The sequence below is a fragment of the Coprococcus sp. ART55/1 genome, from assembly GCF_000210595.1.
Lineage (GTDB): Bacteria > Bacillota > Clostridia > Lachnospirales > Lachnospiraceae > Coprococcus > Coprococcus aceti.
On the sequence record NC_021018.1, the window covers coordinates 675,680 to 689,182 of the forward strand.

The window sequence follows — 13,503 nt, forward strand, 5'->3', positions numbered from 1 at the left end:
GTATCCTGCTTCTTGTACCTAAGTTATTATACATGATAACTGTCAGTTCTTCAAGGTATGTTGCCTACTCTGTGAGCCTGTTATGCCCTTTTCTTATACTCTATTCTGAGCTTGTCCGCTATGAGTGCGATAAACTCGGAATTTGTCGGTTTGCCTTTTCCCGCATTCACTGTATATCCAAACAAATCGTTGATGGTGTCTATCTGACCTCTGTTCCACGCCACCTCTATGGCATGCCTTATGGCTCTCTCCACGCTGGAGGATGTGGTCTTATATTTCTTCGCTATCGTCGGATAGAGAAGCTTTGTTATGTAGTTCAGCATGTTCACATCGTTGACCGCCATGATGATGCCCTCACGGATGTACTGGTAGCCCTTTATATTTGCAGGAATACCTATATCCCTGATGATATCCGTCACATCGCTCTCTATAGTATTCTCTATCTTGTGTGCCATACTCTTCTCTGTGAGACATGTAAGCTTGTCGTTCAGCCCTGACTCAAGCTCCTTCTTCTTCATATACATCTGTCTGAGTCTCGTCACAAGCTGCACCGGATTGTACGGCTTCAGGATATAATATGTCGCACCCATCTCAAATGCACATCTTATAAGTCTCTGTGATGACACCGATGTGAGTACCACAAATATCGTATTCTGATATTCAGGCAATTCACTCATATGCTCCATCACTCCCAAGCCATCCATTCCCGAAAGGCAAATGTCCAGTATCACTATATCCGGCTTGTAGAGCTTTATTGATTCCACCGCTTCATCCCCGGTGCTGACCATATCAACTACTCTCATCTCGTCCTTTGATGCATATGTGGCGATCTGTTTTGCTATCTGTGTGCTGTCGCCATCAGCAATTACAATTTCGATCCCTTTGTTTCCCATAGTATCTCCCTTGTTATGTATAAATTTACAGGATTAAGCGCTTATCCCAACTGCTTTATAATAATATTAAATATGATATAATTTGTCAAGTGCTTTTAATATCGTTTTTAATATCACATATTATGACAACATTTTACTACAAATTACCCTGCATTTCTCATCTTCGCTTCCAGTCTTATCTTGTCGGCAATGAGAGCGACAAATTCTGAGTTCGTAGGCTTTCCTTTGCCCGCACTTATGGTGTAACCAAACAGTTCGTTGATAGTCTCTATCTTTCCTCTGCTCCAGGCCACCTCTATGGCATGTCTTATGGCTCTCTCCACCCTTGATGCAGTTGTGCCGTACATCTGGGCGATCGTCGGATAAAGCTGCTTTGTTATAGAATTCAAAATATCCATATCCCCCACAGCTATGACTATCGCGCTTCTGAGATACTGGTAGCCTTTGATGTGCGCCGGGACTCCTATCTCGTGGATTATCCTGGTCACCACCGCCTCCAGCTCGTCCGTCTTCTGCTCATTTTCATCCATCTTCAGAAGCTGGGTTGTATTGCTTCCGCGTCCTTTACATGCATCATCAAGCACACCTCTGACCTTTTTCTCATCGTATGGCTGTTCAAGCAGTCTCACCACTGCCTTGTCACCTATCGTCGAAAATACAAAGTCCAGATAATTTCTGTGCTGCTTCGATGAACAGAGCACAAATTTGACATTTCTCAGGTTCTTATTTCCAGATACGCCCTCGACCATATCCGTGATATCCGTACCGGGTATAACCTCGTCCGCGATCACTATGTCTGGCTTATCTTCTGCAATTTTCTTAACAGCTTCGTCACCCTTCTCACAACATCCAATGTACTCATAATCAGGCATATCCTCAAATACGTGCTTTAGCTGTTCAATTTCTCTTTTGTCATGTTTTACCATCATAACTTTAACATGACTCATGTTATACTCCTTCCCAAGTATAGTGACGGAATAACAATATTTACTTTTTTATTCCTGTTATTCCACTACGAACATTATATATAAATGTAGTTTTCTTGGGAATATATAGAACTTCGCAAGTTACGACAGCATCAGCTTCCGGAAAACATTTTTTCTACTGCGACTGACACCAGCAGACCACATACGCACATTTAATGAAAAAATGCGGCATATCTTCCCTTTTCGGGTCGATATGCCGCGCATGATCACTTCTCTTTTGTATGTTCTTTTTCTCTGAGTCTTATGATCGCATCATAGGCCGCCGGATTGTGCTCCTTCAGGTGCTCATCCATTCGTTTTCTTCTCGCCTTATATCTGTCGACAAATTCAGGATGCTCGCTCTCAAGCCTGTGAAGAAGCTGGCTCCGCCTGCGCTCGATACGCTCTGCAACAGAGTCCTCATCCTCGCCTGTGGCCCTCACGATCTCCTCTATGTGGGCCTCCATATGCTCAAGCCATTCTTCCTCATCCTGTATATCCATCTGCTTCCAGAAACCGGTCATGAGCTGTTCAACCCCGGTTCCGTTCTTCATACTGCCTATGGATTCACGGATGTGCTTCTCTATGACATCTTCCGCATCATCGCCAAATGCCCACACAAGCTCCTGAGCCATGTGCTCCGCTCTCTTTCTCCTGATGTCATGATAACTGTTATGTACACCAACCAATGGATATGGACTCTCAAGGCCGCAGTCTGACAGTGCTCTCTCCATGGTCTGTCTCACGCATCCTGCCTCTATCATGTCGCCAAGTCCAAGCTTTCTGAGCTGGACGTTGAGCTGGCCTATATGCTCCGTGATATAGAGCTTCACCCCCTTCTCTTTCAGCGTATCATACATGATCCTGAGGGTCTTGGCAGCCGTCACATCCACGCTTCCCATGGCGGACGCATCCACTATTACAGCCTTTGTGTCATCCTGCACCGCATCCATGATATCCTTCTGGAATATGGCTATATTTGCAAAAAACAGGTTACTGCTGAATCTGTAAATAACTATATTCTGTATCGGGTATGCATGCTTAAACCTCTCGAGCGCAAGGAATTCCTCATGTCCAGGTACCAGTCCAAGGAAGCTTCTCGGAGGGTCCGCAGCCTTCCTTATGACTGCGGCAAATGAGAGTATGATTCCTATAAGAACTCCATTTATCGTTCCAAGTACCAGCACACCTAGGAAAGCTCCGCAGAATATGTAGAATTCCACCTTACTCACCTTCCACAGCTTTGCCGCCAGATCAAATTCCAGAGCACTGTAGAGTGCGGAGATGACGATTGCCGTGAGCACCGGAACCGGCAGATAACCTATAAATCCCGTTCCACACACGAGGATCACGATCATCACTACTCCTGCAAATATTCCAGTGAGCTGTGTCCTGCCTCCATACTGCTCACTCATTGTGGTTCTGGACACGGAACCGTTTATCGGACAGCAGCCTGTGAATGCCGCTGCAAGATTTGCCATTCCAAATGCCAGAAGCTCCTGATTATCGTCTATCTTATATCTGTTCTTCTGGGCGAAATTGTTCTCAGCCAGAAGCGTCTCCGCCATGATTACTACTGCTATCGACAGACTGACCGTCATGATATTTGGAAGCATCCTCTCATCTATCTGTGGTACAACGATCTGTGGAAGTCCTCTGCTCACCTCCGACAGACATACTATTCCGTATTCATCCATATCTATCACGCAGGACAGCAACGCTCCCGCTGCCATGACGCATATCGCCATCGGAAACTTTGGTATGAATCTTCTTGAAACAAGCAGTACCGCAAGAGCCGTAAGTCCCATGATTATCGACGGCACATTTACATCTCCTATCGTCTCTGCTATGTGTTCCACAAGCTCGAACAGTTCTCCTGTTCCCGCTCCGGCTCCATAGAGCTTCGGCACCTGCATGAGTATGATGGTGGTGCATATTCCTGATATGAATCCGCCCATGACCGGAGTCGATATGTAATTTACAAGCTTGCCCGCATTGAACAGGAAGAATACCAGCAGCCACAGCGCCGTAAAGAATGTTATCACAGGAACGACCTGCATCGCCTGCTCTGTTCCCGGCGTAACCCCCAGCGTCACCAGTGCCGCTCCGACCAGCGCCGCAGGCGCGGCATCCACACCGAACACGAACTGCCTCGACGTGGACAGCAATCCAAATATTATGATTGGAAACACCGAACCATACAATCCATATACCGCCGGCAGCCCGGCTATCTGTGCATACCCCATCGATATAGGTATGGACACCGCCGCTATGATAATTCCTGTCAAAAGATCAGGAAGCAAATTCTCTTTTTTATAATTCTTTAGTGTATGACATAATGAAATTTTTGAAACCTTGATTTTCTTGCCCTCCTGGGATGTTTGTGTGTGCCGGTCTGCCTTATGCTAAAGTCCGGCACTTCTGTTCTTAATTTTATCACTAAACAGGATTAATTTCACTCCTCCAGCATATTTTCAATAAAAATCCCATACCCCCTGGTTGGATCGTCTACGAATACGTGGGTGACGGCGCCGATTATCTTGCCATCCTGGATGATCGGGGAACCGGACATTCCCTGTACCACTCCGCCCGTCAGGTCTATGAGGGCATCATCGGTCACGTGGAATTCTATATTCTTGTCGGATGAATTCCTGTCCACATACTCTATGTCTATCTCATACTTCTCAAGCTCGCCGCTCATTCTGGAATATATATAAGCCTGCCCCTTGCGGACTTCATGACCTCTGGCTATATACATACGCTCCGCATCGCCGTATTTCGCCTGGCAATAGCTGGTGTCCAGATGTCCATATATTCCACTGGCACTGTTGCCATCAATAATACCGACCAAAGATCTTCTATATGCGATGCTTCCCTGAAGTCTTCCCGGTTCCGAGGAGTATGACTTGCTTATATTTGTAATATCCGTTGTGTACACTCCACCGGTGCTGCATCGCATCATAACTCCCGTATCTATATCCGACACACTGTGTCCAAGAGCCATGAAATTTGTTCCGTCGACAAATGTAACCGTGCCTATTCCCGACACATCATCCTTCACCCACGCGCCCAGCAGATAAGCGCCATTCTCGTTTTTTTCCGGCGTGATGCTACAGACCTTCTCCTCCCCATCCCTTATATATCTCACGGACAAGCTATCACCCTGGCTTTCAGCAACAATATCAAGCAGCTCCAACCTCTTAGATATCTCCATACCGTCTACACTCACAATATAATCCCCTGTACAGACCTTTCCATCAGCAGGGCAACAGGACTCGCCATTTTCATTTTTAAAGCTGCACACATCCACCACCAAGACTCCATCCGTCTTCATATAGATTCCCATCGCCTCGCCGGACGGAACTACAGGCCGGTCAAATATATCACTTCCAAACTCCGCATCCTTCGTGGTCGCCCTTGACACTACCCCATCAAGTGTTGAGCTTGTCTTCTCTGACCTTCCAACATCCACTCGTCTGTCCACCAACACACATAAAACCAATAGTGCTGCAAGGAGCAACAGATCCGCCACAGCCACCCATATGATCACCTTCTTATATCGCCTCATAATCTATTCCTCCTACATATACTTAAAAACAACTAATAGCTTATAAAAAAAGAGTAACAGCCTTGGCTGTTACTCTTAGTATGTTGTGTTAGGAATAACTTTATATCAGTATTTTTTTGTCTTTTCTGCCATTTGTTTCATCTCACGGGCATTGCTCATGACTGCCTCAGTTATGATCACACCGCCGAGAAGTCTTGCGATCTCCTCTGTTGATTCCTCGTCGTTCAGACGGACGATCCTTGTCACTGTCTTGCCCTCGTCGGCAGACTTTTCTATGAGATAATGACTGTCTGCCATCGCTGCAATCTGCGGAAGATGGGTTATGCTTATAACCTGATGGCTTCTGGAAATAACTGCCATTTTTTCAGCAACCTTCTGAGCTGCACGGCCGCTTATTCCCACATCGATCTCATCGAATACAAGAGTGCCGATATTGTCCTCGGACGCCATGCAGGATTTGATCGCCAGCATGATCCTTGAGAGCTCACCGCCTGAAGCCACGTCATATAACGGTCTCATCTTCTCGCCGACATTTGTCGAAATGACAAAATAGCAGTCATCGATTCCATTTGCCGTACACTCCGGAAGCCTGTCAAATACCATGTCGAACCGAACCTCCATGAAACTCAGATCAGCAAGTGCATCTCTGATGTCTCTGCACAGATTCTCAGCCTGCTTCTGTCTCTCAGCAGTAAGCGCATCTGCTGCCTTGAGCATGGCTTTCTCCGCCTTTTTTATTTTGTCTGAAAGTCCTGCTATATATTCGTCATATTCAGACAGCCTTTCATATTCCTTCCTGCTGTCCTCCAGATATTTGAACACCTCTTCCACGGTGCTTCCATATTTTCCCTTTATATCATTGATGACGTCAAGCCTGGACTCAACACTTCTAAACTCAGAATCGTCAAAGTCCATGCTCTGCATGTAATCATTTAATTCAACGTTAAAATCATTCAGCAGCGCGTCAATATTTTCCAACTGACTATACAGACCGTCTATCTCTCCGTCGAGATCCTTTATACCCTTCATCGATGCCAGAGCTCTGCCGATCTCATTTCCCGCAGATGAAGAAGATTCATAACCTGTAACGCTGTATACATCCGAAGCTGCCGCAACTATATCGCGTGAATTGACCATCCTGTTGTACTGATGCTCAACATCTTCGTCCTCACCAGTCTTTATATTTGCTGACTCGATCTCCGCGATCTGATACTTGAGGAATTCTACCTTTCTGCTCCGCTCCGCCTCATCCATCGAGAGCTCGTCCATCTCACGCCTGAGTGTGACGTACTCTCTGTGACACTCTGCAACCTTCTGCTTCAGGGGATCTATGGATGCTCTGCCATATTTATCCAGAAGCTTCATATGCTCCGCTTTCTTAAGGAGCGTCTGCTGCTGGTGCTGCGTGTGCATATCTATGAGGAGCGCAGATACCTCCCTGAGCTTTGCGGCGGTCACCGCCATATCATTTATAGTGTTGATGGTTCTGGAATTATTTATTCTCCGCGTGATGAGTATCTCGCCATCCTCCGATGGCTCCACTCCCAGATCTCTGATCTGCTCAATCACCTGGGGATCATCCACCAGGAAAAGCAGTTGACAGAAGCCCTCCTTGTCAGGCTCCCTGACTATATCCTTCGGAAGCTTATCTCCCATACCAATCTTCAGGGCTCCCATGATTATGGACTTACCCGCACCGGTCTCACCGGTAAGTATGTTGAGATTATCGGTAAAATTAACATTTGCATCGTCTATGAGTGCAATATTCTTGATATGTACATTAAGTAACATTTGTATCCTCCTGTTGACGCACAGACTTTATTACACATAACATATTACAGAGAGCTGTCATCTCTGCATCTTATCTATCGTCTTCATGACCGAATCGGTCATCTCCCGGCTTCTGACCGCCAGGAATATGGTGTCGTCCCCGGCTATACTTCCGAGGAGTCCATTTATCTCCACATTGTCAAGTGCTGCGGCAACTGCCATAGCCATGCCCGACACTGTCTTGATCACTATCAGATTCTCCGCCGGCACCATGGATAATATGCCAGCTCCGAGAACCTTTCTGTACGACTCTATGGACTCATGTGTTGCCGACTTTCCCAGAGTGTACTTCTGCCTGCCACCCGCCACGGCAACCTTGGTGAGGTTGATCTCTCTTATATCTCTCGATATGGTGGCCTGGGTCGTATTGAAGCCCGCCTCGGCCAGCTTCTCCAGCAGTTCATCCTGGGTCTCTATATCATATTGTTCGATTATCGACAAAATCATCGCCTGTCGCTTCTGTTTCATATCACTTTCCCCCAAGCTTGTTTCTAAGTATCTCGTAGAAATTCACGTCACTCGCCTTTACGAGCTGCGTGGTTCTCTGTGACACGCATATATCAAGAACATCGCCTGCTGCCAGTTCGAAATCATTTCCACCGTCAAATGAAACTATCGCCTCGGTGTCCTGCGTCTTCCGCTTCTTGGCGATCTCTATTGAAACCTTTGCGTCACTAGGAAGCACAATACTCTTCGAAGTCAGCGAATGTGGACATACCGGAGTGATGATCATCAGTCTTGCCATAGGATCCACGATCGGACCTCCGGCTGAGAGATTGTAACCCGTGGAGCCAGTAGGGGTCGATATGATGATTCCATCTCCCTCATAGGCATTCAGAAAGCTTCCATTTACATAGACATCAAGACCTATAAGTCTTGAAAATCCTGCCCTGCTGATAACTATATCATTGAGTGCCCTCTTCCTGCACTCCTTGCCGTCTCCTGTTCTGACTGTTCCCCTGATCATCATTCTGTCCTGCATAGAATAATCATCCGCAAGCAGTCTGTCTATGATGGTCTGCCAGTTGGTAATCTCCCCCTCAGTGAGGAATCCCACCGTTCCAAGATTTATCCCGAACAGAGGAATCTCCACATGGCTGGCACTGGATGCCACATTGAGGAGTGTTCCATCCCCTCCAAGAACAAGTATACAGTCAAAGCTCTCAAGCTCATCCGTAACCTGCTGCTTGTCACATGCACTGAAGCTGTAGCAGTCCATGGCTTTACACGCACCATTTTGCGATTCAATATACACTGTGAGCTCCGACGTTATACGATTATCCTCATCCTTATCCGGGTTATATACTATATAAAAATTCTTCATATCGTATCCTCTATGACTTGTTCAGTTCGTTGTGGGACTCCTCCACCAGAGCCTTTATGTCGAATTCCTCATTCGTCTTCGACTCGTCCTTTGATATGTGGAGCAGATATTCTATGTTGCCCTCAGGTCCTTTTATAGGTGAATAGCTGAGGTGCAGTGTGCGGAATCCTATACTTCTGGCATAACCGACTATCATCTCCACAACCTCAATATGGGTTGAAAGCTCTCTGACAACGCCCTTCTTGCCGACCTTCTCTCTTCCCGCCTCGAACTGCGGCTTGATAAGGCACACGATCTCTCCACTATCCGTAAGCAGCTCCTTTACCGCTGGAAGCACCTTTGTAAGAGATATAAATGACACATCTATCGAAGCAAATTCAATCTTATCGTCAATATCCTCAGGTGTGACATATCGTATATTTGTTTTCTCCATACAGACAACTCTCTCGTCATTTCTGAGCTTCCATGCAAGCTGTCCATGACCCACGTCAACGGAATACACCTTCACCGCACCATTCTGCAGCATACAGTCGGTAAAACCACCAGTGGAAGCACCTACATCCATGCACACCTTACCCGCAAGTTCCACGCCGAAATGATCCATAGCCTTCTCAAGCTTCAGGCCTCCACGGCTCACGTATTTGAGGGTGTTGCCCCTGACCTCTATCTTAGCAGTCTCGTCAAATGTCGTGCCGGCCTTATCCTCTTTGTTATTGTCAACATACACTATTCCTGACATGATGATGGCTTTCGCCTTCTCTCGTGAATCTGCCAGTCCCTGTTCTACAAGGAGAACATCAAGTCTCTTCTTCATCTGTCTTCCTCTTATTCTGTACAATCTGTCGATATTATATGTTTTATCCTGTCATACAGCGAATCCGCGTCAAGCTTCAGCATCCTCCTGAGCTCCTCCACGCTTCCATGCTGTACAAATGTATCCTCAATGGCACACACTGTCACATCCACATCAAGGTGTCTGTCCATGACATACTCCTCGACCAGAGATCCGTATCCGCCATGCTTTATCTCTTCTTCAATAACCACTATATGTTCATGATCCCTGCTGAGCTCATCTATCATATCAGTATCTATCGGCTTCAGGAATCTTGCATTGACAAATGTGACATTTGTTCCATCGGCCAGCAGTCTGTCATACACCTTCTCGGTCTCCTGGACCATGTTTCCAACAGCCACTATGGCAAGCTTCTGTCCCCTGTGGATCATCTCGCTCCTGCCATACTCAATATCCGCATTGTATTCCTTAAGTCCGTAATAAGCCTCTCCTCTGGAATACTTGAGCGCAACCGGACCGTCGTAAGCAACAGCCCACTCCATCGCTCTGGTGAGCTCATATCTGTTCTTCGGCGCAATGATGGTCATGTTCGGAATATGTGACAGAAACGCAGTGTCAAATATGCCCTGATGTGTATCGCCATCTGCACCGACAAGCCCTGACCTGTCAATGGCAAATATGACATGCAGCTTCTGCAGGCACACATCGTGTAAGATCTGATCATATGCCCTCTGCAAAAATGACGAGTATATCGCAACCACAGGCACCAGTCCCGACGCAGCAAGTCCCGCGGCAAACGTCACCGCATGTTCCTCCGCAATGCCCACGTCAAAAGCCCTGTCCGGGAACTCCGCGGCAAATGCCGCCACTCCTGTTCCCTTGCCCATGGCAGCCGTTATGGCCGTTATCCTTGGATCAGCCTTACCAAGCTCCACCAGCTTTCTGGCAAACACTCCTGTGTTTGTCATGACCTTCCTGTCCTTCATGACCTTTCCTGTCTGTATATCAAACGGATCAATGCCGTGGAAATAGCTCGGGTGTCTCTCGGCATGGGTATAACCCTTGCCCTTCACAGTCTTCACATGCACAAGGATCGGTCTGTTGAGCTTAAGCGCTTTGCGGAAAGTGGCCTCCATCACATCTATATCGTGTCCGTCTATAGGTCCTATATATGTGACTCCCAGCTCCTCGAAGAACATCCCCGGCACAAATATCTGCTTGATGGAATCCTTTGACTTCTTCAGTCCTCTGGCAAGATGCTCTCCAGCCACAGGGATCTTCATGAGTATCTTCTCCACATTGCCCTTGAAATCATTGTACTGCTGTCCAACACGTATCTTGCTTAGATATGTGGACATGCCGCCGACATTCTGATCAATGGACATATTGTTATCGTTCAGCACAACAAGGCAGCCGGTCTTGATATCCGCCATATTATTCATGGCCTCATATACCATACCACCTGTGAAGGAGCCATCTCCGATCACTGCTGCAATCTTCTCATTTGTACCCTTGATACTTCTGGCGCACGCCATTCCAAGCGCAGCGGAAATAGATGTTGAGCTGTGTCCTGTATTGAACGCATCGCACGGGCTCTCACTGGTCTTCGGGAAACCGCTCATTCCTCCAAACTGTCTGAGAGTGCCCATCTCATTCTTCCTGCCCGTCAGTATCTTGTGGACATAGGACTGATGTCCCACATCCCATATAAGCTTATCCTCAGGAAAATCCAGAACCCTGTGAAGTGCCATGGTAAGTTCCACGCATCCAAGATTCGGAGCCAAATGTCCACCGGTCTCGCTCACTTGCGACACCAGAAATTCTCTGATCTCATCCGCCAGCTCCGGCAGATCTTCCCTGTCTATATCCTTTATATCGTTTGGTTTATTTATTCTATCCAGTATATTCATATGCACACCACGAGAGGAGTCCTATTTATCCCTGTTTATCAGCCAGATGACCAATTCCTTCAGAAACTCATTGTCCCCGCCTATCTCTTCCAATTCTCTTACTGCTCTCTCCGACAGCTCAGTCACATAACGTCTGGATTCATCAATTCCATGTATCGTGACATATGTAACCTTGCCATTCTCCTCATCACTCAGCGTCGGCTTTCCAAGGAGCGCACTGTCTCCACAGACATCCAGAATATCGTCCTGGATCTGGAATGCCATGCCGACGTCCGATGCTATCTTGTGTACCGCCGCAACCTTAGCCTCGTCTGCCCCCGCAAGTATCGCGCCTATCATCATGGATGCCTCTATGAGGGCTCCGGTCTTGTTCTCATACACATATTCAAGCTGCTCCTTTGAGAGCTCCTTGCCGGTCATCTCCACATCGACGACCTGACCGCCTATCATGCCGTTTATACCCGGCTTCTGCGCAAGCACACACATCGCAGACGCCACAGCATGTATATCCTCACCCATGCCAAATGCCTTACATGCGGTCTCATATGCATAATTGAGCAGCGCATCCCCCGCAAGAATGGCCATCGCCTCGCCAAATACCACATGGGATGTCTTTCTTCCGCGCCTGTAATCGTCATTGTCCAGAGCCGGAAGATCGTCATGTATGAGTGAATATGTATGTATCATCTCTATCGCAGCCATGAACGGCTTTATAACCTCTGATTTGCCACCGAACAGCCTGTATGTCTCCTCCATGAGCATTGGACGAAGCCTCTTTCCACCCGCCTCTACCGAGTACGCCATGGCCTCACACACTGTCCTGTTAAATCCGTCTGCAGGTGGCAGATAGCTCTCAACTATATCGTTGATCCTTGCCGCCTTCTCCGCTATAAGTTTATCTATCATGCTTCCTCCTGACCCGAAAGTGTTATCATCTCTTTCTCAACATCGCACAGGTAATTCCTGCATCTGTTTATGAGCTGGACGCCCTCAGAATAAAGCTCCATGGACTCCTTGAGCCCCGTATCAGTATTCTCAAGCGCAGCCGCTATCTCATCAAGTCTGGCAAGAGCCTCCTCTATGGACACATCCTGAAGAGTGTCCGCTGTATCCATATTCTGTGTATCTTCTGCCATATCTATTCCTCCTGCCCGGTCACGTCAGCCACGACCGCCTGTATTCTTCCATCATGAAGAGTTATCTCTATATCATCCCCAGGTGTGATCCCTACCACAGATCTGACAGGCTCACCATCCGATGAAATATATCCAAATCCATTTATGAGCTTAGCTGTAGGCGAAAGGCCATGTATTCTCTCCGTCATGACCGCAAGGGCATTCCTTGTCATGTCGTACTTTCTGACCATCGCGCTCTTCATCCTATCATGAAGTCTGTCGCAGCGCATAGATCTGTCCTCTATCTTATCCGCCATCAGCTCATTTATCTGTTTCTCTATTCTGTCAAGCTGCTGCCTCTGACTGTCCATTCTTCCGGATGGACTTAAGAGTCTGAGCTGCCTGTCATATCCATCCAGACTCCTCGCAAGTCTGTCTATCCTGCCGGATATCAGCATGGTGAGCTGTTCAAGTCTCCTGTCAAATCCGGCAACTGTCTCTGCCACCACCGGAAGCGCATGCATGACAGCCGTGGACGGATTGGATTCTCTCCTGTCCGCAACCATGTCCGCAACTGTGGTGTCTATCTCATGCCCCGTAGCCGATATGATAGGTGTCTCCGCATTGAATATGGCCCATGCCACCTGCTCCTCATTGAACGCCCACAGATCCTCCTTGGAACCTCCGCCTCTTCCGACGATGATGAGGTCGAGCCCCATGGAATCAAGTATCTCGATTCCTCTGGATATATCCGCCGCCGCATACTGTCCCTGCACGGTCGCAGGATAACAATAGAGCTGGGCATACGGATCCCTCCGTTTTGCCACTGCACGGATATCGCTTATCGCAGCCTTTGCCCCCGCCGTCACTATACCAATACGCCTCGGATAGGCGGGAATAGGCTTCTTGTATTCCTGCGAAAACAGCCCCATGCCGTCCAGTCTGGCTATGAGTCTCTCCAGCTTGGCATTCACCTCGCCGTCACCCACACGCACCAGCCTGTCTACATAGAGCTGATACTTTCCGTCTCTCACGAAGACATCAATATGACCAAATGCATGAACCTTGTCTCCGTTCTTCGGAGCAAACTTGAGTCCATATACCT

The 13,503-nt window shown here is 47.6% G+C and carries 12 protein-coding genes; all 12 read right to left on the reverse strand.

Annotation, left to right across the window (positions count from 1 at the left end; all coding sequences use genetic code 11):
* Positions 1-80: 80 nt before the first annotated feature.
* Positions 81-893, reverse strand: coding sequence for a sporulation transcription factor Spo0A (spo0A, locus tag CCU_RS03265; RefSeq protein WP_015533550.1), 813 nt, complete (start codon positions 891-893; stop codon positions 81-83).
* 143 nt (positions 894-1,036) lie between these two features.
* Positions 1,037-1,840: a sporulation transcription factor Spo0A gene (gene spo0A, locus CCU_RS03270; protein WP_015533551.1), complete on the reverse strand. Its 804-nt coding sequence runs from the start codon at positions 1,838-1,840 to the stop codon at positions 1,037-1,039.
* Positions 1,841-2,085: 245 nt separating this feature from the next.
* Positions 2,086-4,161, reverse strand: coding sequence for a SulP family inorganic anion transporter (locus CCU_RS03275; protein WP_256364696.1), 2,076 nt, complete (start codon positions 4,159-4,161; stop codon positions 2,086-2,088).
* A gap of 152 nt (positions 4,162-4,313) precedes the next feature.
* Complete coding sequence (locus tag CCU_RS03280) at positions 4,314-5,426, reverse strand: SpoIVB peptidase S55 domain-containing protein (RefSeq protein ID WP_015533552.1); 1,113 nt, start codon at positions 5,424-5,426, stop codon at positions 4,314-4,316.
* Positions 5,427-5,531: 105 nt separating this feature from the next.
* Positions 5,532-7,217: a DNA repair protein RecN gene (recN, locus tag CCU_RS03285; protein WP_015533553.1), complete on the reverse strand. Its 1,686-nt coding sequence runs from the start codon at positions 7,215-7,217 to the stop codon at positions 5,532-5,534.
* Positions 7,218-7,274: 57 nt separating this feature from the next.
* On the reverse strand, positions 7,275-7,724 hold the full coding sequence (locus CCU_RS03290) for an arginine repressor (RefSeq protein WP_015533554.1): 450 nt from the start codon (positions 7,722-7,724) through the stop codon (positions 7,275-7,277).
* A 1-nt stretch (position 7,725) separates the two neighbouring features.
* Positions 7,726-8,580: an NAD(+)/NADH kinase gene (locus CCU_RS03295; RefSeq protein ID WP_015533555.1), complete on the reverse strand. Its 855-nt coding sequence runs from the start codon at positions 8,578-8,580 to the stop codon at positions 7,726-7,728.
* 10 nt (positions 8,581-8,590) lie between these two features.
* Positions 8,591-9,394 (reverse strand): TlyA family RNA methyltransferase, encoded by an 804-nt coding sequence (locus CCU_RS03300; RefSeq protein ID WP_208895949.1) that lies wholly within the window; start codon positions 9,392-9,394, stop codon positions 8,591-8,593.
* A gap of 11 nt (positions 9,395-9,405) precedes the next feature.
* Positions 9,406-11,283, reverse strand: a complete 1,878-nt coding sequence (gene dxs / locus CCU_RS03305; protein ID WP_015533556.1) for a 1-deoxy-D-xylulose-5-phosphate synthase — start codon at positions 11,281-11,283, stop codon at positions 9,406-9,408.
* 21 nt (positions 11,284-11,304) lie between these two features.
* Positions 11,305-12,189, reverse strand: a complete 885-nt coding sequence (locus tag CCU_RS03310) for a polyprenyl synthetase family protein (protein ID WP_015533557.1) — start codon at positions 12,187-12,189, stop codon at positions 11,305-11,307.
* A complete protein-coding gene (gene xseB, locus CCU_RS03315) occupies positions 12,186-12,419 on the reverse strand; it encodes an exodeoxyribonuclease VII small subunit (protein ID WP_015533558.1) in 234 nt (77 codons plus the stop codon). Before xseB ends, CCU_RS03310 begins: the two co-directional genes overlap by 4 nt.
* Before the next feature lie 2 nt (positions 12,420-12,421).
* Positions 12,422-13,503: exodeoxyribonuclease VII large subunit (gene xseA / locus CCU_RS03320; protein WP_208895950.1), on the reverse strand; the 1,082-nt coding region annotated here is incomplete at its 5' end.